The following is a 22,009-nucleotide window of genomic DNA, read 5'->3' on the forward strand; positions in this document are numbered from 1 at the left end:
GACGCCTGGTGGTGGGCCGAGTCGGACTCCTGGTGGGCCCACGCCTACTTCCTCGCCGAGTCAGCCGGTCAGGCTTGATGCCTCGATGCTGCTTGCTGGGGTCGAGGTGGCCAAGGCGGATCCGAATCGGCACTGGGCGGAGACGTCCGGGAATGCCAGTACGCCGGTGTGTGGGCGTGGGTCGACGCGAGGGGACGGGGTTGCGGGGAGTCTGAATCGCAACTACGCCAACGGGTTGGATGCCTCCGGTGGGCAGTGGCTCACCCGCTACAAGACGCCGGCCGCGGCGAAGGCGGCGTACGAGTCGATCGTGAAGACGGTCAAGTCCTGCAAGGCGGCGAGGCCGGCGCCGACGCACGCGCGGAAGCTGACCGAGAACCGGACACCGGCGGTGGGTGACGCGACCTCGATCCTGCGCTGGTACGACTATCCGTTGCCGTCCGATCCGGGCAGCGAGGACGGCGGGTTCCCGTACGCCGTGACGCTCAAGGGCAGCGTCGTGAGCGTGATCGCCTTCCGCGAGATGGGCAAGGGCGTCAAGCCGGCCAACTTCGAGAAGTTCGCCCGCCTCGCCGCTGCCCACCTCCCATAACGTCCGTACGCCGGGTCAGCTCGCGGCGAGCTCGGCGGCGATGGTGTCGGCCAGCGGGGTCGTCGGGCGGCCGATCAGGCGGGACAGGTCGCCCGGCGTACCGGACAGGGCGCCGCGGCTGATGGCGTCGTCCACGTCTGCGAGGATCTCCGCGAAGCCCTCGGGGATGCCGTAGCCGACCAGGCGGGCGAGGTTCTCGTCGTGGCTGATCGTCTGGTGCACGACCGGCTTGCCGGTCTGCCGGGTGACCTCGGCGACGAAATCGCCGAAGGTCCAGGCCGTGTCGCCACTGAGCTCGTAAGCCTTGTTCAGATGACCATCGGTGCTCACGGCAACGGCCGCCGCTGCCGCGTAGTCGGCCCGTGTCGCCGTCGCGAGGGTGCTGTCCGGTGCGACGCCATTGACGACCGCGCCATGCTCGACGACGCCGGCGAGCCCGCCGGTCAGCATCTCGGTGTACCAGTTGTTGCGCAGGAACGTGTAGGGCAGACCGGAGTCGAGGATCAGCTGCTCGGTCGTCCGGTGGTCCGCCGCCAGCAGGAAGTCGGCCTTCGGGCCGCCGAAGATCCCCGTGTACGCGAGTTGCGCGACACCCGCCGCCTTCGCCGCGTCGATCACGGCCTGGTGCTGGGGAACTCGCCGGCCGGCCTCGCTCGCGGAGATCAGCAGCACCCGGTCCGCGGCGTCGAACGCGCCCTCGAACGTCTCCGGCCGGTCGTAGTCGGCCTCGAGCACGTGAATGCCCTGCTCGGCCAGGTCCGCTGCCTTTTCCTTGCTCCGGGCAACGGCCGTGATCTCGTCGGCGGGGACGCCGGCGGCCAGCAGGTCGGCGATGACGAGGCGGCCGAGGTGTCCGGTCGCGCCGGTGATGACGATGCTCATCAAAAAAACTCCTGAGAGGTAGGTCGCTGAGTTGTGACACTAACTGTAGGGTGGGTACTACCTTCACAGAAGTACCCACTTTGAAGTAAGGTACTGGTTCTCAGGTGAGCAAGAGGAGACCGACGATGACCGAGCTGCTGATCCCCGACGTGAATCGCGTCAACTGCCCGTCGCGCGCGATCCTCGAGCACGTCACCAGCCGCTGGGGTGTCCTGGTCCTCGCGGCCCTCGGCGAGCGCTCGTACCGGTTCAGCGAGCTCCGCCGTCACGTCGGGGGCGTGAGCGAGAAGATGCTCGCCCAGACCCTCCAGGCCCTGGAGCGGGACGGTTTCGTACTACGGGACGCCAAGCCGGTCATCCCGCCCCGCGTCGACTACTCCCTGACGCCGCTGGGCCGAGAAGCCGCCGAGCAGGTCTCCAGCCTCGCCCGCTGGGTCGAGCACAGGGTCCCCGAGGTGCAGGCCGCCCGCGTCGCGTACGACGAAGCCAAGGCCTGACTCATCGCACCGGGTCACCGTTCGCGCCGGTCAGCTTGATCGAGGCCGCGATGGCGGTGAAGTTCGTCAGGTACGACGAGAGCGGCGACTGCTCGGCGATGGCGAGATAGCCCTTCGTCAGGCTGAACCGGGTGTAGTTGTCGTCGGCATGGACCTCGGCCGGTCGTCCGTTCACGGTCGTCGTGGGCGTGAAGGCGGGTGGCGGCGTGGTGATGCCGACGGTGAGCTGTGGCTGCCGTTCGGCCGGCGGCACCGGCCCCGAGCCCACCGATTCGATCACGGACCCGCTCTCGGTCCCGGCCCCGACGTCGAGCCCGAGCAGGTACTCCGTGGGCGTCGCATCGGGCGTGCCGGTCCCGATGGGGGCCGAGACGCTGGTCACCTCCAGTTCGGAGCCGATCGCCGCGCGACTGACGGTGAACGGAACGGTCACCGGCCGCCCGGCACCGCGATGCACGCTCTCGGCGATCTGCCGCGCCCGATCCACCTGAGCGGCCGAGGAGCCGGTCACCGTGACAATTCCCCAGCTGTTGTCGGCGTACTGCCAGGCGATCCTGACGCCGGCCTTGGCCTGATCGAGAAGGAAGGCCGGCCGGCCCTCGATGTTCGCGATCGGGCTCTTCTCGGCCCAACTGTTGTCGCTCGTCCCGGGCTCGATCCCTTGCGCCAGCATGGTCACACCGGCCCACGCCTCTTTGCCCAAGCCGGCCGTGACGGGCCGCAGGGCGATGTCCTGCCAGTACCTGCCAGTCTTGTAGCGGTACGGCGTGAAGCCTCCCGCCGACCCGGCCTCGAAGGCCTGGGACCAGACACCGAAGAACTGCACGGATCCGGGCGACGGCGCGACGGCGACCCCGTCGTCCGGGTTGCCGATCCCGTTCAGGAGCAGGGGAGCAGTGGACACGGCGGCGATCACCGCGATGACCGCCGCACCGCCGGCGACGCGGCGCCGGCGTACGGTCCGGCGGCCGTCCTGGATCGCGCGGTCGATGCTGATGCCGTCGGTGTCCGGAGCGTTGTCTTCACGGAGTGCCTGCAGCAGGCCGGTGTAGTCCTCCTCGGTGTTCACTGTGCTACTCCCTTCCCTGCTTGAGGTTTGAGGTCTACGCGATCGCCGAGCGACTGCCGCAGTACGGCGAGGCCTCGGGCGGTCTGGCTCTTCACGGTGTTCTCCGAACAGCCGAGGGTGGTGGCGGCGTCGCGGACGGACAGGTCGTAGAGAAAGCGCAGTACCAGTACCGCGCGCAGCTTCGGAGGCAGCCGGCGAAGGGCTTCCGCGATCACCAGGCGGGTCTCGACCTCGCGTGGCTGCTGCGCGGGCAGCTCGGTGAGCTCCTCGGTGAGCCGGACCCGCGACCAGCGCAGTCGCTGGTCGTTGAGGAACGTGCGGACGACGATGGTTCGTACGTAGGCGTCGAGGTTGTCGGCAGTCCGGGCGCGATGCCAATGCACGTAGAGCTTGGTGATCGCGTTCTGTACGACGTCGTCGGCCCGGTGCGCGTCCTTGCAGAGCGACCCGGCGAGGCGGCGCAGCTCAGGCAGTCGCGCGGTCACGTACTCGACGTAGTGCCGCTCGTCCTGCGCCCGCACGACCCACCCCCTCTCAGTTCGAGCCGAGGTGATCGGACCAGCGCACCGGGACCTCGACGACCTGCAGCCCGAGCCGGCGGAACAGGTGGAGTACTTCGGCGTCCGAACTGCCGTCCAGTCTGGCCCGCTGGAAGACCAGCCGGGCCCGCGGACCGTCGTACAGCTTGAATCCGGTGCTGGCGTCCTGGATGCCCGGCAGCGTGACGAGCTGGATCAGGCCGGTTCCGATTCGGCCGCACCACTCGCGCAGTGGATGCTTCCGCACCGGCGAAGGCGGCTGACGCGACCCGATCGCGACACTCGCGCCACCTTCGAGCGCATCGTGCAACCGCGGCAACTCCTCGAGAGGCGTCGGGCTACCCGCGTCACACATCAGCACTCGTGCACCGCGAGAAGCCAGTACTCCGACCCGCGCCGCGTGCCCCTTGCCGCGGCTGACCGGCCGCCGGATCAGCCGCACGCGGTCGTCCCCGAGCACCGCCACCGCGCGGGCGACCTGATCGGACGAGCCGGCGTCGACGACGAGGACCTCCCAGGCCTGCTCCTGCTGCTGCAAGTGGCTCAAGAGGCCGCGCAAGGTCGCCGGCAACCGCGCGTCCCCGTCACGCGCGGGGACGACGACACTCAACTGAACGCTCACAACCCACTGACCACCGCACCCGCTGGATGCGTTGTGTGACGTGGGTCACCTCGTGGTGGGCAGCGGGAGCGCGGTGGCCGTCTCGGACAGGGCGCTGATGGTTGCCTTGATCAACGGATGGTCGGCGCGGCCGGTGCGGGTTGCGGCGTAGACGCGCCGAGTGGGAGTGGGTGGCGCGAGCGGACGCAGTACGGCGGTGCCGGGGTGGGGGAGGGCCAGTTGGGGGACAAGCGAGACGCCCGCGCCCGCGGCTGCCAACGCGGCCACGGCGCTGAAGTCGTCGGAGTGGTGGGCGATGCGGGGCGCGAAGCCCGCCTGTTCGCAGGCGAGCAGGACGACGTCGCGGATCGGGTTGCCGATCGAGGTCATGATCCAGTCGTCGTCGGCCAGCTTCGCGAGGTCGACCGCGGCGTCCGCGGCGGCCGGATGCCCGGCCGGAAGCAGGGCCACGAAAGGCTCGGCGTACAAGGGGATCCGGGTCAGCCGGTGGTCGTCGGAGCGGAGCGAACCGCGGTGCTCGACGGCGACGGCCAGCTCCACCTCGCCGTCGAGCAATTGGGTGATGCCCTGATGGCCTTCGGCATCGCGTACTACGAGGCGCAGGCCGGGCGTGGTCGTCCGGAGCCGGGCCAGCGACGGGGCGACCAGGAGGTTGATCGCGGTCGCGAAGGCGGCGATCCGGAGCTCGCCGGTAGCGCCCTCGGCGTACAGGCGCATCGCGTCCTCGGCCCGTTCGACGTCGGTGAGGATGGTGTCGGCGTGGCTGAGCAGGAGGCGTCCGGCCGAGGTGATCGCGACCCGGCGGCCGCGGCGTTCCAGCAGCTCCTGGCCGACCTCGGACTCCAGCGCGGCCAGTTGCTGGGAGACGGCCGACGGGGTCAGGTGCAGCACCTCGGCGGCCGCCGTCACGGTGCCGTGATCAGCAAGTGCGCGGAGCACCCGCAACCTTCGGACTTCGATCACGATGCTCAGCTTGGCACACCGCCGCCGTCGGCCGGCGGTGCAGCCGGCGGCTGAACCACCGCGGGCGGGGCGGGTCGTAGGGGACGACCGGGGCATCGGCGAAGCCCGACCTGGACTCCTTGGCGACCTTGGCGATAACGGTGATCGGGAAGACGTACATCTGCGGTTCCTTTCGTCGGTTTCGACGCTACGGAGCCGCCGTTGATACGTCCAATGAGAGTTTTCAGCAGAGTTGATGCATGTGGTGCATGATGAGGGTTATGGAGCTTCGCCAGCTGAAGTCGTTCGTCGTGGTTGCCGAGGAGCTGAACGTGGGACGCGCCGCGATCCGGCTGCATCTCACCCAGCCGTCGCTGAGCCGGCAGATCGCGGCCCTCGAGCACGACCTGGGTGTCGAACTGTTCGCCCGGGTGAAGCGGCGCTTCGTACTGACTGCCGCCGGTGCGGCCTTTCTCGCCGATGCGCAGGAGTTGCTGCGGCGGGCGGACGAAGCGGTTCGTACTGCGCAACGGACCCACCGCGGGGAGTTGGGGACGCTGCGGTTGCGGTTCGTCCAGTCGGCCACCTTCGAGGCGCTGCCGCGGTTGCTCGGGGCGTTCCGTGCGGCGTACCCGGAGGTCGTGCTCGATCTGGAGACGATGACGACGTTGCGCCAGGCGGATGCCTTGCGGGACGGGCGGATCGATGTCGGGCTGCTCCGGTTGCCGGCGGCCGAGCCCGGGCTTTCGTCGCGGGTGGTGTCGCACGATCCGTTGGTGGTGGCGCTGCCCGCGGGACATCGGCTCGCGAAGCGGAAGCGGATCGGCCTGGCCGACCTGGCCGAGGAGACCTTCGTGCTCTACACCCAGGCGAGCGGGCCGTCGGTGCACGAGACGATCGTCGGGTACTGCCGGGCCGCCGGGTTCGTGCCGCGGATCGTGCAGGAGGGCGCCGACGTCCAGACGATCGTGGCGCTGGTCGCCGCCGGGCTCGGGGTGTCGCTGCTGATCGCGCCGACACCGCCGATCGACCCGGAAGCCGTCGTCTACCGCAAGTTGTCCGACGACCTACCGCCCTGGCAACTCTCCGTAGCCTGGTCGCCGGACAACCATTCACCGGTCCTGGAGCGCTTCCTCCAGCTGGTCTGAACCGCGGCGATTGATCCCGTACTGCGGCCGGGCGGCGCTGAGCCGCGGCAGATGCCCGGCCCTCCGCCGACCTGGCGCCCGCAGTACGAGGCCTCCGCCTCAGCCGAAGGTGTCCGGGTCGCCGCCCGTGCGGACGCCGGTCTCCAGGTCGGCGATGGCGGCCATGTCCTCGTTGTCCAGGGCGAAGTCGAAGACGTCGATGTTCTCCGCGACCCGGCTCGGGGTCTGCGACTTCGGGATCACCACGTTGCCGAGCTGCAGGTGCCAGCGGATGACCACCTGTGCCGGGCTCTTGCCGTGCTTCTCGCCGAGCCTCGCCAGCGTCGCGTCGCCGAGCAGCTCACCCGACGCCAGCGGGCTCCACGCCTGGGTGACGATGTCGTTCTCCGCGTTGAACGCGCGCAGTTCGTCCTGCGGCAGGGCCGGGTGCAGCTCGATCTGGTTCACCATCGGGCGTACGTCGGTCTCGTCGAAGAGCCGTTGCAGGGCAGGGATGTGGAAGTTGGAGACGCCGATCGAGCGCACCCGCTTGTCGGCGTACAACTGCTCGAACGCCTTCCAGGTCTCGACGTACTTGTCCTTCTTCAACGCCTGCCAGTGGATCAGGTACAGGTCGACGTGGTCCAGGCCGAGACGCGCGAGGCTCTCGTCGAACGCCTTGAGGGTGGAGTCGTACCCCTGCTCGCTGTTCCACACCTTGGTGGTGACGAAGAGCTCGTCGCGGGGCAGGCCGGCGGCGGCGATCGCGCGGCCGACGCCCTTCTCGTTGCCGTAGATCGCGGCGGTGTCGACGTGCCGGTAGCCGGCCTCGAAGGCCGACTCGACGACGCCGGTGACGACGTCGTCCTCGATCTGCCAGACCCCCAGGCCCAGCTGCGGGATCTCGACGCCGTTGTCCAGAGTGATGGTGGGGACTGTGCTCATCTGTCTATTCCACTGGTACCGGCGGTCGTAGCCCAGTCATCCGACGTGTGACAACAACCTCATCAACTGCCCGTAACCACCTCGTAGGTCTTCGCATCCGGCTCCAGGAACCGCAGCAACGCGCTCCCTTCCCGCTCCAGCTCGGCCGCTGTCTTCTTCGTCGTCCGGCCGAACGGGGTGAGCGTGAGAGTGGCCACACCACGCTTCTTCTCGGTCGTCCACAGGCCCGCGACGATGCCGTCGACCGTGTAGGTCGACTTCACCCGCAGGTTCTTGGTGAAGACGGCGGGGCGGTGCTCGTCGGCGATGATCCGCTCGCGTTTCGCGTGGGCGAGCAGAAGGTTGTCGAACTCCGGCAGGAACCGGACGGGTGCCGGTGTGTCCGGATCGGGGCGCGGCGCATCCGGTACGTCGTACAGGGTCCTGCCGTTGTCGTCCTTGAACTGCTCGAGGTCGAGCCCGTCGAACAACGGCTTCGCCTTCGGGAGCCCGGACCAGGTCTGGAAGTCGGCCGGGGTCGCCGGCCCGAACGCGGCGAGATACCGCAGGACAAGCTCCTCCGGTACTGCGGTGGGGTGGATCTTGTGCTTCAGCCACTCCTCGGCGGGGGTGAACCGGGCGTTGGCCGGCCAGCCCCAGCGGGTGTCGGTCGGGTACATCACCAGCGGCACCATCATCCGCGTGCAGAACCCGAGGGCGCGGTCGTTCACCTCGGGAAACTGCTCCTGCAACCCGTCGCGCACCTCGGTGAACGTCAATGGCTCCTTCGCCAGCAGCTTCTTCGCAGCCGCCACCACCTTGCCGACATCCAGCCCCTCGGCCCGCTCCCCGAGCATCTTCAACCCACCCTCGAGAATCGGCCCCATCGTGCTCCGGAACCGCAGATAATCCCCCGCCACCACCACATGCAACGTCCCCCGAAACAGGGTCGCCCGCACAACCTCCCGCTTCCCCACCGCCACGGTCAGCTGCTCATCGCTGAACCCCTCGACCCGACTCCACAACCCCACAAACGGATGCTTGGCCTCCTGCCCCTGCATCCCCACCAACCGCTCGACCGTCCCCACAACCCCGACAGCAGAACGCTCCAACAACATCTGCCGAGCAAGCGTCGCCCGATTGACCGCTCGCCCGCTCAACGTCGCCATGCCCGCATCCTGACACCACCCACCGACAACTGTCAGGCGAGGTGCCGGGCTTCAGTCACGGCCGGGCATTGTTACTGGGAGCGCGTTGCGGCGGCAGGCGTCGGCCAGGCGATCGTCGTAGGTGACGACCAGATCGGCGTCGATCAGCACGGCGGTCGCGAGGTGGATCGCGTCGAGGGTCCGCACGAGTGGCTCGACCCGGCGGGCGACGCTGACGACGTCGGCCGACATCGACCGTTCGTCGACACCAGACATCGCATCCTCGATCAGCTGTCCTGCGGTGGCCGACCTCGCCCGCGCAAGCACCGCACGCGAAACCTCGACCCATGCCAACGAGGACGACGCCAGCAGATCCGCCTGCTCGTAGTGGGTATCGAGAAACGTCACCAGTGCTTCGGACTCCTGCTCGTCGATCACACGCTTGATCAGTGCGCTGCTGTCCAGGTAGACGCGCATCAGAACCGGTCGTCCCGATCCAACAGGTCCAGACTGTCCGTCCCCTCCGGCAGGCGAAGGCGCGGTTTCACCTTGCGATAGGGCACCCTGGCCGGCCGTACGACGTGAGCCGCCCTCGCCTGATCGCGATCGCCGGCCGACTGGTCTTCCTCAACCAGGTGGAGATGCCGGCTGACCGCCTCCCGGAGGATCTCCTGCTGCGACTGTCCTGTGCGCTCGGCCTCCGCCTGGAGCGCCGACGCCATTTCCGGGGTGAGTCTCAGGTTCACGGCCATACCGCCCACGGTACCACTTCTGGTACCGCAGGTGGCACCGCTCAGCTGAGGGCGGCTCGGGCCTGGATGAAGGCGGCTATGGCGTGTTCTACGTCTTCGGTGGAGTGGGCGGCGGAGAGTTGGGTGCGGATTCTGGCTTTGCCGTGCGGGACCACCGGGTAGGAGAAGCCGATGACGTAGACGCCGAGGTCGAGGAGTTTGTCGGCGAGGCGGGCGGCCTGGGCGGCGTCGCCGATCATCACCGGGGAGATGGGGTGGTCGCCGGGGAGGATTTCGAAGCCGGCCTCGGTCATCTTGGTGCGGAAGAGTTTGGTGTTGGCGGCGAGTTTGTCGCGCAGGTCGCTGGTGGAGCCGATGAGTTCGAGCGCCTTCAGGGAAGCTGCCGTGACCGAGGGGGCCAGCGAGTTGGAGAACAGGTAGGGGCGGGAGCGCTGGCGGAGGAGTTCGACGATCTCCCGCCGGGCAGCGACGTACCCACCCGAGGCGCCGCCGAGTGCCTTGCCGAGGGTGCCGGTGAGGATGTCCACCCGGTCCTTCACGCCGAACAGTGACGGCGTACCGGCTCCGTCCGGGCCGACGAAGCCGACCGCGTGCGAGTCGTCCACCATCACGAGCGCGTCGTACCGGTCGGCGAGGTCGCAGATCTCGTCCAGGGGCGCGACGTAGCCGTCCATCGAGAACACGCCGTCGGTGGCGATCAGCCGGTACCGCGCGTCCGCGGCGTCCTTCAACTGCGCTTCCAGGTCGGCCATGTCGCGGTTCTTGTACCGGTAGCGGCGCGCCTTGGACAGCCGGATGCCGTCGATGATGCTGGCGTGGTTCAGCTCGTCGGAGATCACCGCGTCCTCGGCGCCGAGCAGCGTCTCGAAGAGGCCGCCGTTCGCGTCGAAGCAGGAGCTGTACAGGATGGTGTCCTCGGCGCCGAGGAAGTTGCTCAAGGCCTCTTCCAGGTCCTTGTGGATCTGCTGGGTGCCGCAGATGAAGCGCACCGACGCCATCCCGAAACCCCAACGATCCAAGGCTTCCCGCGCGGCCGCGATGACGTCGGGGTGGTCGGCCAGGCCGAGGTAGTTGTTCGCGCAGAAGTTCAGCACGTTGCCTGAGGCAACAGTGATGCCGGCGTTCTGCGGTGACGTGATCACCCGCTCGGACTTGTACAGCCCCGCGTCGCGGATCTCACCGATCGTGCCTGCCAGGTCTTCGCGCATCTTGCCGAACATCAGACATTCCCCTCGAAGCTAGCCTTGGTCCAGTCCAGGATCACCTTGCCGCAGTGCCCTTGCCGCGCCACGTCGAAGGCGGCCTCGAAGTCGGCGTACCCGAACCGGTGCGTGATCACCGGGGCGAGATCCAGCCCGCGCTCCAGCATCACCGACATCGAGTACCACGTCTCGAACATCTCGCGGCCGTAGATGCCCTTGATCGTCAGCATGTTCAGTACGACCGTGCCCCAGTCGATCGCGATCTCGTCGGCGGGCAGCCCGAGCATCGCGATCTTGCCGCCGTGGTTCATGTTCGCCAGCATGTCGCGCAGCGCGGCCGGCTGCCCCGACATCTCCATCCCGACATCGAAACCCTCACGCATCCCCAGTGAGCGCTGCGCGTCGGCGATGCTCTGCTCGCCGACGTTCACCGCGTGCGTGACGCCGATCTTGCGGGCCAGTTCCAGCCGGAAGTCGGACAGGTCCGTGATCACCACGTTCCGCGCTCCCGCGTGCAGGGCGACCGCGGCGGCCATGATCCCGATCGGGCCCGCTCCCGTGATCAGCACGTCCTCGCCGACGACCGGGAACGACAGCGCGGTGTGCACGGCGTTGCCGAAAGGATCGAAGATCGCGGCGACATCCAGGTCGAGCGGGTCCCGGTGCACCCAGACGTTGAGAGCCGGCAGACTCACGTACTCCGCGAACGCGCCCGGCACGTGCACGCCGAGCCCGCGCGTCTTGATGCACAGGTGCCGGCGGCCCGCACGGCAGTTCCGGCACCGCCCGCAGATCAGGTGCCCCTCGCCGCTGACGATGTCACCGACGGCGACATCCCGTACGCCGGCGCCGATCTCCACCACCTCGCCGCAGAACTCGTGCCCGGTCACCATCGGCACCGGCACGTTCTTCTGCGCCCACGGGTCCCAGCTCTGGATGTGCAGATCGGTCCCGCACAGCCCCGTCCGGAGGACCTTGATCAGCACCTCGTCCGCCTCGATCCGCGGCTCCGGGACGTCCTGCAACCACAGTCCCGGCCTGCTCTCGGCCTTGACCAGCGCTTTCACCGCGTACCTCCTCAGGAGATTGCCTTCCACATCGTTATCCCGAGCAACCACCGGCGTCCATCGACACGTCGTACACAGGCTTTGCAGTTCCCCTGCACGAAAGGTCGCGGGGGCTCGCAGGGATACTGGGCGGCATGGCACGGGGCGTAGTACGGGGGCTGGGCACTGCCTTGCTCGTGACCGGCATCGGGCTGCTCGGCTGGGTCGGCTGGCAGTACTTCGGAACGGCCGTCACCGCCAACCACACGATGGACCAAGGCAAGCGGGACCTCCGCGACCGCTGGGCCGCCGAAGTCCCTGACAAGGCACCAAGACCAGCCGGTACGCCGGAAGTGCTGCTCCGGATCCCCAAGTTCGGCAAGGGGTGGGAGAAGCCGGTCGTCGAAGGCGTCGGCAAGGACGACCTCGCGAAGGGAATCGGCCACTACCCGGGCACCCAACTGCCGGGGGAGCCCGGCAACTTCGCGCTCGCGGGGCACCGAATCACCCACGGATCGCCGTTCGGGAAGCTGCTCGACCTGGTCAAGGGGGACGAGGTGATCGTCGAGACCGCAGACGCCGTCTACACCTACGAACTGGACGCCTCGCCGCGCGACCTGACCGTCAAGCCGGCCGACACCTGGGTCCTCGACCCGGTGCCCGGCGAGCCCACCGAAGTACCGACCGCCTCGGTCCTCACCCTCACCACCTGCCAGGACCTCTTCCGCTCCCCGGACCGATCGGTCGCTTTCGCCCACCTCACCAAGGTGACCAGGAAGAGCTGACCCGTATGCTCGACGCTCATGAGCTTTGATCGGGATGGGTTGCTGGAGCAGGTCAAGTCCAAGGCGATCGTGCACGGGCGGGTGACGTTGGCCTCGGGCAAGGAAGCGGACTACTACGTCGACCTGCGCAGGATCACGCTGGATGCCGAGGCGGCTCCGCTGATCGGGCCGGCGATGCTGGAGCTCACCGCTGACCTGGAGTACGACGCGGTCGGCGGGCTCACGCTGGGTGCCGACCCGGTGGCGATGTCGATGCTGCACGCGGCGGCTCAGCAGGGGCGCAAGCTGGACGCGTTCGTCGTACGGAAGACCGAGAAGACGCACGGGCTGCAGCGGCGGATCGAGGGGCCGGACGTCAAGGGCCGCCGGGTGCTCGCGGTCGAGGACACCTCGACCACCGGCGGGTCGGTGCTGACCGCGGTCGAGGCGTTGCGCGAGGCGGGTGCCGAGGTGGTCGCCGTCGCGGTGATCGTCGACCGGTCCACCGGGGCGCGGGAGAAGGTGGAGTCGGAAGGCCTGGAGTACCGCACGGTGTTCGGGCTCGAGGAGCTGGGCCTCGACTGATGGAGATCGCCCTCGTCGTCGTCGCCGGTCTGGCGATCGGCGGGCTCGTTGCGTACGTCAACTACGTGAACGCGAAGAAGCGCCGCGAGGCCTTCGCCGCGTTCGCCGCGCAGCAAGGCTTCTCGTACCTGCCGGAGAACGACGCGCTGGCGAACCAGTGGGGCGGTACGCCGTTCCGGACCGGTGATCACTGGCGGGTGCGGAACGTGCTGAACGGGCAGTTCCAGGGGCACCCGATGGTTGCCTTCGACTACAGCTATCAGACCCACACGACGAACGGGAAAGGCCAGCGTCGCACCACGACGCACAAGTTCGGCGTCGTGGTGATGCAGCTGCCGGCGCCGCTGCCGAACCTGGAGGTCGGCCACGAAGGCATCTTCGGCGGCGCGGTCGCGAAGGCGCTCGGCTTCGGTGACATCCGGTTCGAGAGCGAGCAGTTCAACCGGGCCTTCCGGGTGACCGCGGCGGACCAGCGCTTCGGGCACGCGGTGATCCATCCGCAGATGATGGAACTCCTGCTCGCCCGCGGCGAGATCGCCTGGCGGATCGAGGGCAACTCCCTGGTCGGCTGGGATGCCGGACCGCACACCCCGACCGAGGTGATGAACCGCCTCCAGCTCCTGCAATCGGTGATCGCCAACATCCCGCCGTACGTCTGGCGCGACTACGCCGGGGTGGACCCACGGAGTCGTTAGCCTGCAGCGATGGACGGTACGACGCTGCTCTCGCTGCTGGTGATGGTTGTCGCCGGCGCGTTCCTCGTACGGCGTTGGCGCGCCGCCCAGGCCCGGGCGAGTCTGGTGAGCGAGTTGGCGGCGGCCAAAGGGTGGTCCTTCAACGCCAACGAGCCGGGCCTGGTCGGCAAATGGCCCGGTGAGCCGTTCGGCCGTGGTGAGGACCAGTCGGCCAGGAACGTACTGCGTGGGTCGCGGGGCGGCCACAAGTTCATCGCGTTCGACTACAGCTACCAGCCGTTCAGCGTTCGGTCGGGCCAACCGCCGCGCCGGTTCGGGGTGATCGCCATGCAACTGCCGGGTGCGTTGCCGTGGCTGGAGGTCGAACACGAGAACCTGATCGTCAACCCCGTCGAGGCACGCCACGACATCCGGTTCGAGAGCGAGCTCTTCAACCGGACCTTCCGGATCACCTCGACCGACGAGCGGTACGCCCGCGCGGTGATCCATCCGCGCCTGATGGAACTGCTGCTCGACCGCGGCGAGATCGGCTGGCGGATCACCGACGAACACCTGCTCGGCTGGTACGCCGGCAGCCACACCCCCGCGGGCCTCGAGCGCCGCCTGACCCTGCTCACCCAGATCGCCGACCTCATCCCACCCTTCGTCTGGCGCGACTACTCGAACACCGATCCCCGGGGTTCAGCTGACTGACGCGGACCCGGGGCGGCGTTAGAGTCGCGGGAGCATCATCGAGACTCGGGAGCAGGGAATGACGCTTGTCATCGTGGTGGTTGTCGCGATCGTGGTGATCGTGGCGATCGCGCTGATCGTTTCGTACAACCGGTTCGTCAAGCAGCGGAACCTGATCCAGGAGTCCTGGCGGCAGATCGACGTCGAGCTGCACCGCCGCTACGACCTGATCCCGAACCTGGTCGAGACCGTCCGGGCGTTCGCCGCGCACGAGCGGCACGTTTTCGAGGAGGTCGCCCGGCTGCGCACCCAGGCGGTCAGCGCGGAAGGCGCGTCGCCGGAGCAGCGGGCGGCCGCCGAAGGGCAGCTGTCGGGCGCGCTGCGGCAGATGATGATCTCGGTCGAGGCCTACCCGCAGATCCAGTCGAACCAGAACTTCCTCAACCTGCAGCGCGAGCTGACCGACACCGAGGACCGGATCGCGGCCGGCCGCCGGTTCTACAACGCGAACGTGGGCGACTACAACACCCGGGTCGAATCGTTCCCGTCGAACCTGATCGCGGGCGGCTTCAAGTTCGAGAAGGCCGGCTACTTCGAGGTCAAGGACGAGTCGGTCCGCTCGGTCCCGCAGGTCTCGTTCGGCACCATCGGGTCGGTCGCGGGCGAGCAGGCGCCGCCGCAGATGCAGCCGGGCCACCAGTCGTCGGGCCAGATCCAGCCGCAGATGCCCGGTACCGAGCAGGGCGGCTACCCCCAACAGGGTCAGCCGCAGTTCCCGCCGCAGGGCCAGTCGCCGTACGCCGGTCAGCCGCCGGTGGGTGGGCCGCCCGCGGGTGCCCCCGGACCGCAGGACGGCCAACCGCCGTTCACCGGTGGGCAGTAACACCCCCGCACTGCCACCGGTGTTTTTCCGGATTCCCTGAGCTTCGGCCGGGATCGTGTCGCAAGGCGCGGTTCCGGCCCTTTCGCCGTCCCCCGAACCGCTCTCGCGAACTCCCCCCGGCCCCGCCCCCGCGGCCGAAGCTCAGTGAACCCAGGTCATTTCCAGGCCCGGGTGCGACGATGGTCGTTCGTCACTCCCGGGCCTGCCCTCCCCCCGGTACCGAGGACAACAGTGCCGGGGCCGGATACATCCGCCGTACATCGCGACGTACATCGCAGCGCCGGGCGCTTCACGGCGGGTGGGCCGGGATGTGACGATGGGGCCGTTCACCGTCGGAGAGGGTCGCCAAGTGGAGAATCTGAAGTACCAGATTCTCGGTCCGCTGCGCCTCAGTCAGGTCAAAGGCGAACCTCTCAAGGCCAGCAAACCCCGCCAGTTGCTCGCCACCCTGCTGCTGCACCCGAACCGGTTCGTCTCCACGGACCTGATCGCGGACGCGCTCTGGGAGGGCAGCCCGCCCCGCTCGGCGACGGCGAACATCCGCACCTACGTCCGGGCCCTGCGCGGTGTCCTGCAGGAAGCCGGGTTGCCGGCGCCGATCGACACCTCCGCCGCCGGGTACAGCATCGAGGTCGGTGTCGACGAGCTGGATTCCAGCCGGTTCGAGTCCCTGCTGGCCGAAGGCGGGCACCTCCGCGACGTCGGTGAGGGTCGCCAGGCCATGGAGGTGCTGTCCCACGCCTACACGCTGTGGCGAGGTCATCCGCTGGAGGACCTGACGACGTCGGCGGCCTGGGAAGGCTCGATCGCCCGGCTCGAAGCGCAGTACCGCGGACTGGTCGACGGGTTGCTGGACCTGCGGCTCGAGTACGGCGACGCGACCGGCGCGGCCGTGCTGCTCAGTGGGCGCCTCACCGAGGACCCGTACGACGAACAGCTCTGGCGGCGGCTCGTCGACGCGCTGGTGGCAGCCGGCCGGACCGGTGAAGCGCGGGCGGCGTACCGCAAAGCCGTCCAGACCCTCGCGGACGAGCTGAACATCGAACCAGGGCCCGAGCTCCAGGCCGCCGGCGCCCGCGCCGAGAGCGGCCGGTCGGCGAACTGGCCCGACCCAGGCATCCCAGCAGCCCGTACGGCGAACCGCCCGTCGCCGGGCGAGGACGTAGTACCGGGTCCGATGGCAGCGCCGGTGCTCTCGGATCCGCAGCGGCCGCCGAGTCAGTTGCCGCTCGACCTGCCCGACTTCAGCGGCCGGAAGCAGAAGCTCGAGCAGTTGCGGGATCTGGTCTGTGGACGTGATCCGGTCCGTCCGCCGGTCGCGGTGATCTCGGGAGCGCCCGGGACCGGCAAGACCTCGCTGGCCGTCCGGCTCGGTCACCTGGTCAGGGACTCGTTCCCGGACGGGCAGATCTACCTGGACATGCGCGGTGCCACCCAGCCCCGCGACGCCGGTGGTGCGTTGACGGACCTGCTGCTCAGCCTGAACATGCCGGACTACGCCGTACCGACCGACCCGGATCGGCGGTCGGCGATGCTGCGGTCGGAGCTGGCCAGCCGCCGGGTGCTGATCATCCTCGACGACGTGGCTTCAGCCAGCCAGGTCGCGCCACTGATGCCGGGAACCGGTGCCTCGGCGGTGGTCGTCACCAGTCGCAACCGCTTGATCGACCTCGCCGGGGCGGACAGCATGCCGCTGGACACCTTCAACGACAGCGAGGCGTCCGAGCTGCTGGAGCGCGTCGCCGGCAGCGGTCGCGTCGACACCAAGTCCCTGGCGGCCGAGGAGATCCTGTCGGCCTGCGGGAACCTGCCGCTGGCGATCCGGATCGTTGCCTCGCGCTTGGCGCAGCGCCCCGACCTGAGCCCGACTGAGCTCGCCCGGCGGTTGCGGGACGAGACCCAGCGGCTGGACGAGCTGAGCATCGGGGAACTCGCAGTACGGACCAGTGCGGACCTGAGCTACGGCTCGCTCAGCGCCGAGGAGGCCCGGCTCTACCGGCTGATCGGGCGGTTCGCGGTCGGCGTCTTCTCCGCTCGCGTGCTCGAACCGGTCGCCTCGCCGGCTTCGGTACGCCGAAGTCTGGATCGCCTGATCGAGGTGAACCTGGTCCAGATCAGCTCGGTCGACGACAGCGGCAAAGCGCGGTACAGGGTGCACGATCTGCTCCGGCTGCACGCGATCGGGGTCGGCGACGACGAGCAGAAGGCGCAGGCGGTCAAGGACCTCACGACGGTCCTGGATGCCCTGCTGCACAAGGTCAGGCGGGCCGGCGCCGCCTTGCCGGTCGTGTACTTCGGGGTGCTCGATCAACCCGGTCCGGCGCCGTCACCAGGTCCTGCGCCCTTCACGGACGCGGACGCGATCGCCTGGTTCGACAGTGATCGGAGCACGTTCGTCCCGGCGATCCGGGCCGCGGCGCAGAACGGGCTGCACGAGTACGCCTGGCGCATCGCGGCCGGCTGGGGGCCGTACCTCGACATGCGGGCCGGCTTCGACGACTGGAACGAGTCGCACCAGGCCGGGCTGGCCAGCGCGATCGAGTCCGGGAACCGGCACGGCGAGGCGATCATGCACCGCAACCTCGGCCAGCTCGCGCTCTACCGCGACGACTGGGAGCCCGCCTGGTACCACCTGAACGAGGCGGCGACGATCTTCGCCGAGGTCGGCGACCGACTGGGTACGGGCGTCAGCGCCGTCGGGCTCGGGACGTGGTTGCGCGAACGGGGTCGGCCGGACGAAGCGCTTGCGCAGTACGAGCGGGCTTTTGACGCCTTTGTCGAGGTGCAGAACGCCAACGGCGAGGCGGTCGCCCGGACGGCCGCGGCGTCGATCTGGCGGGCGCGCGGCGACCTGGCGATGGCCGGGCGGTATCTGGCCGAGGCGTACCTGATCGGCGTACGCCGAGGCGATGTGCACCGGGTCGCCAAGGTACGCCGCGGGATCGCGGGGCTCCGGGTGCAGCAGGGCAACCCCGCGCAGGCGGTCCGTCAGTTGCAGGCGTCGCTGGCGATCTTCAACGGACTCGGTGACGACCACTGCGCGGCGTACACGCGGGCCGAACTGGGGCACGCCCTCATCCTGGTCGGCGAAGGAGCAGCAGCGCGCCGGATGCTGCTGGACGCGATCGAGATCGGCACCCGGCTCGGCGATCGCAGTGTCGAGGGTGCCGCGGCGCTGCACCTCGGCCGGCTGCACGCGAGCACCGGCAACGAAGACTTCGCCCGCCGCTACCTCAGCCGCGCGGTCCGTGCCTGGCAACAGGTGGGCAACGACACCAAACTCACCGAATCCCGCCACGCCCTCGCGGCCCTCACCTCCGCCAACCAGGCCACCGGCTGATCCACCACAGCTCTTCGTGTGGTGATGGTTGGAATGTATCGGCGGTGTATGCGCGCGGGTGAAGATTCTGCATGCCTCGGCAACGGCCGGCGGATGGGGGAGCACGGCCATGGGGGAGATCGCGGTGGAGCGCCGGACTGTCGAGTGGGTCTCGAACCCGCGGGACACGGAGTCCGCGTTGAGCTGGCAGCTGGAGCGGGTGGGGTCGGCGGCCTGGCAGGACTGGTCGCTGAAGTTCCAGCGAATGGCGTTCGGATACGCGCAGGACAGCGGCTGGCACGATCCGGCCGACGCACTGCGCTGGCTCGACCATCACGCCCTGCTGCACGAAGGGGCGGTGCCACGGGGGGCACTGGTCTGGTACCAGGCGGCGGACCGGATCCGGGTGGCGTGTTCACTCGGGTCCGGCCAGGTCGTCGGCCCGCTACCGAGTGGTCAGGTCGGCGTAGCGGAACTGAGCGAGCTCAGCACCGACTACGTCTGGTCAGACGCCCACTTCCCGTTCGCCCATTGAGTTCCGCCCGCGGCGGCGGGCCAGCAGGTACTCGATCAGCATCGGCACCAGCGAGATCAGCACCAGCAGGACCAGGGCCGGCTCGAGGTGGTCGTGGATGAACTTCACCTTGCCGAGGGCGTGCCCGAGCAGCGTGATGCCGGTGGCCCACAGGACGGCGCCGATCCCGGTCCAGAGGAAGAACTTGCGCGGGTCCATCCGGCCGGCGCCGGCCACGATCGTGATGAACGTGCGCACGATCGGCACGAACCGGGCCAGCACCAGCGCCCGCGGCCCGTACCGCTCGAAGAAGTCGTGCGTCTGCTCGATGTACTTCGGTTTCAGGAACTTCGCGTCCGGGTTCCGGAACAACGACGTACCGAGCGCCCGGCCGATGTAGTAGCCGGACACGTTGCCCAGGAACGCGGCGACGGTGAGGATGACGCAGGCCAGCCAGAGCGGCACGCTGATCGCGTCGCGCGCGATGAACAGCCCGACGGCGAACAGCAGCGAGTCGCCGGGCAGGATCGGGAACAGCAGCCCGCATTCGATGAAGACGACCGCGGCCGTGCCCCAGAGTGACCAGTCACCCAGCCAGTTCAGCAGGTATTCCGGGTCCATCCAGTTCGGCATCAGCATCGCGATCTGTAAGAGCACGGGCACAGGGTAGCGTCCCGACCCATGCAGGAAGCCAATCGCGAAAAAGCCCGCGACCTGATCGGAACCGATCTGGTCGCCGCGCCGGAGGTCGGGGTGGGCCCTTGGCAGGGTGAGCTGCCGGACGATCCACGCCTCGATCCCGAACTGCTCGCGACCGGCGATCGGCGCAACGTGGTGGACAAATACCGGTACTGGCGGCTGGAGGCGATCGTCGAGGATCTCGACGCGCACCGGCACCCGTTCCACGTCGCGATCGAGAACTGGCAGCACGATCTGAACATCGGCTCGGTTGTCCGTACTGCGAACGCCTTCCTCGCCGAGGAGGTGCACATCGTCGGCAACCGGAAGTGGAACCGCCGGGGCGCGATGGTGACGGACCGCTACCAACACGTGCGGCACCATCCCGAACTGGCCGGCCTCGCGGCGTACGCCGAAGAGCGCGAGCTGCCGGTGATCGGGATCGACAACCTGCCCGGTTCGGTCCCGCTGGAGACGTACGAACTGCCGTCGTCCTGCGTCCTTCTGTTCGGCCAGGAGGGCCCCGGGCTGACCGAGGCGGCGCACGCGATCTGCACCGACGTCCTGTCGATCGCGCAGTTCGGCTCCACCCGCTCGATCAACGCCAGCGCGGCGGCGGCCATCGCGATGCACGCGTGGATCCGCCGCCACGCCTTCGGCCAAAAGCCCTAACGCCCCGTCGCCAGAGCCGCAGGCACACCCAACCTGCTGAAGCCGACGTAGGCGGCATTGTTGTCGGCTGCCTTGCCGGCAATCCAGAGCCGCCCGCCGGTGACGGTCGAGCTGAAGAGCAGCCCTGCTCCGGCCGGGTCAGGCTGCCGGACGAATCCCGTCCCGGTCATCCGCAACAAGTACGGTCCGTGCGGGCTCTCACCGACGGCCACCGGTTGGCCTTTCACCAGGTTGACCGACCAGAGTTCGCCCGAATCAGCAGGTGTCGGCACCTCGGACCACACTTTGCCGTTGAAGTGGTAGACGAGCGGACGCCTCCGCAACACGGGATCTTCTCGATGGCCGACCGCCCAGATGTCGGACGGGCTGACCGCTGCGAGACCGCGCAGATGTACCGCGGGGGACGGACCACCGGGCAGCGCAGCGTCCTTCCAGCCTTGCCCGTCGTAGTGCTTGATCCCGTTCTCGGCAGCGATCCAGACGTCGGTGCGGCTGAGCGGGGCGATGTCGTAGATGAACAGCGATGCGGCGCTGATCGCGTCGTTGACGCCCATCCACCGCTTCCCGTCGTACCGGTAGACGATGCCGTCGCTGGAGCCCTCTGTCGGCCCTGGCGCGCTGCCGGCCGCCCACACCTGACCGCCCTGGGTCGCGACGGTGTAGAACTCGCTGCCGCCCTCCCTGGCGAGGGTGGGACCGGGGACCTGCTTCCACGCCTTCCCGTTCCAGTGCTGGACGAGTAGCTGTGACCACAGCTCGCCTGGAGCCCACCGGGCGCCTACCGCCCAGGCATCGTCGGCTGTCCTGACGGCGACATCGCTCAGTCGACCGTGGCCGGCCGGCTGAGGGGTTGTCTGCCATTTCCCGTTCACCCAGCGTGCTGCGACTGGCTGGAAGTCGTCCCTGGTGTCGATCGCGCCCACGGTCCAGAGGGCGCCGCCGCCGGCCGAGATGCTGTAGGGGAGCAGCGCGTCCACTCCGGTCGGTGTTTCATGCCAGTCGCTGGCTGCCGCGATCGCAGGGCCGGTGGTGAGGACCAACGCGGTGGCGGACAAGCCGACGGTCAGGGCGAGCTTCATCAGTTGGCTCCAGGGGAGTTGATGGACTGCGGTATGGACGGTTCGGTGACCAGGCGTGGCCGGAACAGGTGCTCGCTCTTGGCAACGAAAGACTGGTCCAGACGGGGTTGCCAGCGCGTGCTGGTCGCGATCGCCTGCAACTGAACAAGCGTGATTGCCGGTTGGGCCGGTGCGTTGTTGTAGGCGATCAGGTCGAGGCTGAACCCGTCCTCGCGGCTCAGATTGGCCTGCAGTTGCTGGATGTCCTTCTCGCCTTGACCACCGCCCACGATCGCGGTGAGCAGGCGAAGCTTCGATCCGTCCCGAAGGCGAACCACCTTGCAGCCGGCTTCGTACGCGGCACACGAGTACGGGACCGTGTTCTTGACGATCTCAAGCCGCAGTACGGCGGTGCCGTAGTCGGCCGTCGCATAGATCCCACGGACCGTGCCCATGCCGTCGAAGCCCCCGCGCCGGTTGACGGCGAGGTCGGAGTTGGGCAACAACTCGAGCAGTACCGCGAGCGCCGCCTGCGGAGTGATCGGCACCTGCTTCTCGGGGCGGGTCGCGGTGACCGTTGCGGCCGGAGGGATCTTGCCGCCGGCAGGATTGTTCAGCGTCCCGGCGTAGGCGAAGGCTCCGCCCAGCGCGGCGACACAGGCCGCACCCGCGACGATCCGGGTCACCCGCCGCCGGCGTACGAGCTTGGTGCCATAGGCAACGCTTCCGGTCAGGAGTTGATCGAGATCGACGACGGCGTCATCGGTCTCGGCGTGCAGCCGCTCGCTGAGTTCGGTCTCGAAACCCATCAGAGGTCCTTCCGGTCC

General features: G+C 68.7%; 25 protein-coding genes. 11 read left to right on the forward strand and 14 right to left on the reverse strand.

The genetic code is table 11. The features are described 5' to 3' along the window. Window positions 1-85 precede the first annotated feature (85 nt). On the forward strand, window positions 86-592 hold the full coding sequence (locus EV138_RS18855) for a hypothetical protein (RefSeq protein ID WP_133980186.1): 507 nt from the start codon (window positions 86-88) through the stop codon (window positions 590-592). 15 nt (window positions 593-607) lie between these two features. Here EV138_RS18855 and EV138_RS18860 read toward each other — a convergent pair whose 3' ends face one another. After that, the gene (locus EV138_RS18860) at window positions 608-1,474 is read right to left on the reverse strand and encodes an SDR family oxidoreductase (RefSeq protein WP_133980187.1); all 867 of its coding nucleotides are present in this window, start codon (window positions 1,472-1,474) and stop codon (window positions 608-610) included. A gap of 125 nt (window positions 1,475-1,599) precedes the next feature. On the opposite strand from EV138_RS18860, the gene EV138_RS18865 reads away from it, so the two are divergent. After that, window positions 1,600-1,971, forward strand: a complete 372-nt coding sequence (locus tag EV138_RS18865; RefSeq protein ID WP_133980188.1) for a winged helix-turn-helix transcriptional regulator — start codon at window positions 1,600-1,602, stop codon at window positions 1,969-1,971. Between the two features lies 1 nt (window position 1,972). Here EV138_RS18865 and EV138_RS18870 read toward each other — a convergent pair whose 3' ends face one another. Genes EV138_RS18870 through EV138_RS18885 form a run of 4 tightly spaced genes read right to left on the reverse strand, consistent with a single transcriptional unit; the run spans window position 1,973 to window position 5,164 of the window. Then, window positions 1,973-3,040 (reverse strand): hypothetical protein, encoded by a 1,068-nt coding sequence (locus EV138_RS18870; protein WP_133980189.1) that lies wholly within the window; start codon window positions 3,038-3,040, stop codon window positions 1,973-1,975. Continuing rightward, window positions 3,037-3,561, reverse strand: coding sequence for a SigE family RNA polymerase sigma factor (locus EV138_RS18875; RefSeq protein WP_133980190.1), 525 nt, complete (start codon window positions 3,559-3,561; stop codon window positions 3,037-3,039). Before EV138_RS18875 ends, EV138_RS18870 begins: the two co-directional genes overlap by 4 nt. A 13-nt stretch (window positions 3,562-3,574) precedes the next feature. After that, window positions 3,575-4,201, reverse strand: coding sequence for a glycosyltransferase (locus EV138_RS18880; RefSeq protein ID WP_133980191.1), 627 nt, complete (start codon window positions 4,199-4,201; stop codon window positions 3,575-3,577). Window positions 4,202-4,246: 45 nt separating this feature from the next. Then, entirely contained in the window at window positions 4,247-5,164 is a 918-nt protein-coding gene (locus tag EV138_RS18885; protein ID WP_133980192.1) for a LysR family transcriptional regulator, read from the reverse strand. A gap of 260 nt (window positions 5,165-5,424) precedes the next feature. Between EV138_RS18885 and EV138_RS18890 the strand changes: the two genes are divergently transcribed. Further along, window positions 5,425-6,291: a LysR family transcriptional regulator gene (locus EV138_RS18890; RefSeq protein WP_166678641.1), complete on the forward strand. Its 867-nt coding sequence runs from the start codon at window positions 5,425-5,427 to the stop codon at window positions 6,289-6,291. A 99-nt stretch (window positions 6,292-6,390) separates the two neighbouring features. On the opposite strand, the gene EV138_RS18895 is transcribed toward EV138_RS18890, so the two are convergent. The 6 genes from EV138_RS18895 to tdh all read right to left on the reverse strand — a co-directional run bounded on the left by EV138_RS18895 (window position 6,391) and on the right by tdh (window position 11,363). Further along, window positions 6,391-7,215, reverse strand: a complete 825-nt coding sequence (locus EV138_RS18895; RefSeq protein ID WP_133980194.1) for an aldo/keto reductase — start codon at window positions 7,213-7,215, stop codon at window positions 6,391-6,393. 62 nt (window positions 7,216-7,277) lie between these two features. Beyond that, window positions 7,278-8,363, reverse strand: a complete 1,086-nt coding sequence (locus EV138_RS18900; protein WP_133980195.1) for a winged helix DNA-binding domain-containing protein — start codon at window positions 8,361-8,363, stop codon at window positions 7,278-7,280. Window positions 8,364-8,414: 51 nt separating this feature from the next. After that, entirely contained in the window at window positions 8,415-8,819 is a 405-nt protein-coding gene (locus tag EV138_RS18905; RefSeq protein WP_133980196.1) for a type II toxin-antitoxin system VapC family toxin, read from the reverse strand. After that, the gene (locus tag EV138_RS18910) at window positions 8,819-9,094 is read right to left on the reverse strand and encodes a ribbon-helix-helix protein, CopG family (protein WP_133980197.1); all 276 of its coding nucleotides are present in this window, start codon (window positions 9,092-9,094) and stop codon (window positions 8,819-8,821) included. Before EV138_RS18910 ends, EV138_RS18905 begins: the two co-directional genes overlap by 1 nt. A 41-nt stretch (window positions 9,095-9,135) precedes the next feature. After that, window positions 9,136-10,314, reverse strand: a complete 1,179-nt coding sequence (locus tag EV138_RS18915) for a glycine C-acetyltransferase (protein ID WP_133980198.1) — start codon at window positions 10,312-10,314, stop codon at window positions 9,136-9,138. Beyond that, window positions 10,314-11,363 carry an L-threonine 3-dehydrogenase gene (gene tdh / locus EV138_RS18920; RefSeq protein WP_133980199.1) on the reverse strand — a complete coding sequence of 350 codons (1,050 nt, stop codon included), beginning with the start codon at window positions 11,361-11,363 and terminating at the stop codon, window positions 10,314-10,316. The genes EV138_RS18915 and tdh overlap by 1 nt, the downstream gene beginning before the upstream one ends. 134 nt (window positions 11,364-11,497) lie before the next feature. Here tdh and EV138_RS18925 point away from each other — a divergent pair, with 134 nt between their 5' ends. From EV138_RS18925 to EV138_RS18955, 7 genes are all read left to right on the forward strand, one after another. Next, on the forward strand, window positions 11,498-12,127 hold the full coding sequence (locus EV138_RS18925; protein WP_133980200.1) for a class E sortase: 630 nt from the start codon (window positions 11,498-11,500) through the stop codon (window positions 12,125-12,127). 18 nt (window positions 12,128-12,145) lie between these two features. Then, on the forward strand, window positions 12,146-12,691 hold the full coding sequence (gene pyrE / locus EV138_RS18930; protein WP_133980201.1) for an orotate phosphoribosyltransferase: 546 nt from the start codon (window positions 12,146-12,148) through the stop codon (window positions 12,689-12,691). Then, a complete protein-coding gene (locus EV138_RS18935; RefSeq protein ID WP_133980202.1) occupies window positions 12,691-13,386 on the forward strand; it encodes a hypothetical protein in 696 nt (231 codons plus the stop codon). Before pyrE ends, EV138_RS18935 begins: the two co-directional genes overlap by 1 nt. Before the next feature lie 9 nt (window positions 13,387-13,395). Continuing rightward, window positions 13,396-14,079: a type III secretion system chaperone family protein gene (locus EV138_RS18940; RefSeq protein WP_133980203.1), complete on the forward strand. Its 684-nt coding sequence runs from the start codon at window positions 13,396-13,398 to the stop codon at window positions 14,077-14,079. A 58-nt stretch (window positions 14,080-14,137) separates the two neighbouring features. Then, window positions 14,138-14,941, forward strand: a complete 804-nt coding sequence (locus EV138_RS18945; protein ID WP_133980204.1) for a LemA family protein — start codon at window positions 14,138-14,140, stop codon at window positions 14,939-14,941. A 349-nt stretch (window positions 14,942-15,290) separates the two neighbouring features. Further along, window positions 15,291-18,281 (forward strand): AfsR/SARP family transcriptional regulator, encoded by a 2,991-nt coding sequence (locus EV138_RS18950; RefSeq protein ID WP_133980205.1) that lies wholly within the window; start codon window positions 15,291-15,293, stop codon window positions 18,279-18,281. 109 nt (window positions 18,282-18,390) lie between these two features. Further along, complete coding sequence (locus tag EV138_RS18955; RefSeq protein WP_133980206.1) at window positions 18,391-18,795, forward strand: hypothetical protein; 405 nt, start codon at window positions 18,391-18,393, stop codon at window positions 18,793-18,795. Here the strand turns inward: EV138_RS18955 and EV138_RS18960 are convergent. Next, on the reverse strand, window positions 18,766-19,431 hold the full coding sequence (locus EV138_RS18960) for a DedA family protein (protein ID WP_238158223.1): 666 nt from the start codon (window positions 19,429-19,431) through the stop codon (window positions 18,766-18,768). The two genes, EV138_RS18955 and EV138_RS18960, sit on opposite strands and share 30 nt — an antisense overlap. A gap of 24 nt (window positions 19,432-19,455) precedes the next feature. Here EV138_RS18960 and EV138_RS18965 point away from each other — a divergent pair, with 24 nt between their 5' ends. Continuing rightward, window positions 19,456-20,124 (forward strand): TrmH family RNA methyltransferase, encoded by a 669-nt coding sequence (locus tag EV138_RS18965; protein ID WP_133980207.1) that lies wholly within the window; start codon window positions 19,456-19,458, stop codon window positions 20,122-20,124. On the opposite strand, the gene EV138_RS18970 is transcribed toward EV138_RS18965, so the two are convergent. Both EV138_RS18970 and EV138_RS18975 read right to left on the reverse strand, forming a co-directional pair. Continuing rightward, entirely contained in the window at window positions 20,121-21,203 is a 1,083-nt protein-coding gene (locus EV138_RS18970) for a hypothetical protein (RefSeq protein ID WP_133980208.1), read from the reverse strand. The two genes, EV138_RS18965 and EV138_RS18970, sit on opposite strands and share 4 nt — an antisense overlap. Further along, complete coding sequence (locus EV138_RS18975) at window positions 21,203-21,991, reverse strand: hypothetical protein (protein ID WP_133980209.1); 789 nt, start codon at window positions 21,989-21,991, stop codon at window positions 21,203-21,205. The genes EV138_RS18970 and EV138_RS18975 overlap by 1 nt, the downstream gene beginning before the upstream one ends. Between the last annotated feature and the right edge of the window lie 18 nt (window positions 21,992-22,009).

The sequence above is a fragment of the Kribbella voronezhensis genome, from assembly GCF_004365175.1.
Classification (GTDB): domain Bacteria; phylum Actinomycetota; class Actinomycetes; order Propionibacteriales; family Kribbellaceae; genus Kribbella; species Kribbella voronezhensis.

Excerpts from the sequence above, each read along its gene's own strand:
- EV138_RS18855 (WP_133980186.1), top strand. The coding sequence starts at position 86 with ATGCTGCTTGCTGGGGTCGAGGTGGCCAAGGCGGATCCGAATCGGCAC.
- EV138_RS18860 (WP_133980187.1), bottom strand. The coding sequence starts at position 1,474 with ATGAGCATCGTCATCACCGGCGCGACCGGACACCTCGGCCGCCTCGTC.
- EV138_RS18865 (WP_133980188.1), top strand. The coding sequence starts at position 1,600 with ATGACCGAGCTGCTGATCCCCGACGTGAATCGCGTCAACTGCCCGTCG.
- EV138_RS18890 (WP_166678641.1), top strand. The coding sequence starts at position 5,425 with ATGGAGCTTCGCCAGCTGAAGTCGTTCGTCGTGGTTGCCGAGGAGCTG.
- EV138_RS18895 (WP_133980194.1), bottom strand. The coding sequence starts at position 7,215 with ATGAGCACAGTCCCCACCATCACTCTGGACAACGGCGTCGAGATCCCG.
- EV138_RS18900 (WP_133980195.1), bottom strand. The coding sequence starts at position 8,363 with ATGGCGACGTTGAGCGGGCGAGCGGTCAATCGGGCGACGCTTGCTCGG.
- EV138_RS18905 (WP_133980196.1), bottom strand. The coding sequence starts at position 8,819 with ATGCGCGTCTACCTGGACAGCAGCGCACTGATCAAGCGTGTGATCGAC.
- EV138_RS18910 (WP_133980197.1), bottom strand. The coding sequence starts at position 9,094 with ATGGCCGTGAACCTGAGACTCACCCCGGAAATGGCGTCGGCGCTCCAG.
- EV138_RS18915 (WP_133980198.1), bottom strand. The coding sequence starts at position 10,314 with ATGTTCGGCAAGATGCGCGAAGACCTGGCAGGCACGATCGGTGAGATC.
- EV138_RS18925 (WP_133980200.1), top strand. The coding sequence starts at position 11,498 with ATGGCACGGGGCGTAGTACGGGGGCTGGGCACTGCCTTGCTCGTGACC.
- pyrE (WP_133980201.1), top strand. The coding sequence starts at position 12,146 with ATGAGCTTTGATCGGGATGGGTTGCTGGAGCAGGTCAAGTCCAAGGCG.
- EV138_RS18935 (WP_133980202.1), top strand. The coding sequence starts at position 12,691 with ATGGAGATCGCCCTCGTCGTCGTCGCCGGTCTGGCGATCGGCGGGCTC.
- EV138_RS18940 (WP_133980203.1), top strand. The coding sequence starts at position 13,396 with ATGGACGGTACGACGCTGCTCTCGCTGCTGGTGATGGTTGTCGCCGGC.
- EV138_RS18945 (WP_133980204.1), top strand. The coding sequence starts at position 14,138 with ATGACGCTTGTCATCGTGGTGGTTGTCGCGATCGTGGTGATCGTGGCG.
- EV138_RS18955 (WP_133980206.1), top strand. The coding sequence starts at position 18,391 with ATGGGGGAGATCGCGGTGGAGCGCCGGACTGTCGAGTGGGTCTCGAAC.
- EV138_RS18965 (WP_133980207.1), top strand. The coding sequence starts at position 19,456 with ATGCAGGAAGCCAATCGCGAAAAAGCCCGCGACCTGATCGGAACCGAT.
- EV138_RS18970 (WP_133980208.1), bottom strand. The coding sequence starts at position 21,203 with ATGAAGCTCGCCCTGACCGTCGGCTTGTCCGCCACCGCGTTGGTCCTC.
- EV138_RS18975 (WP_133980209.1), bottom strand. The coding sequence starts at position 21,991 with ATGGGTTTCGAGACCGAACTCAGCGAGCGGCTGCACGCCGAGACCGAT.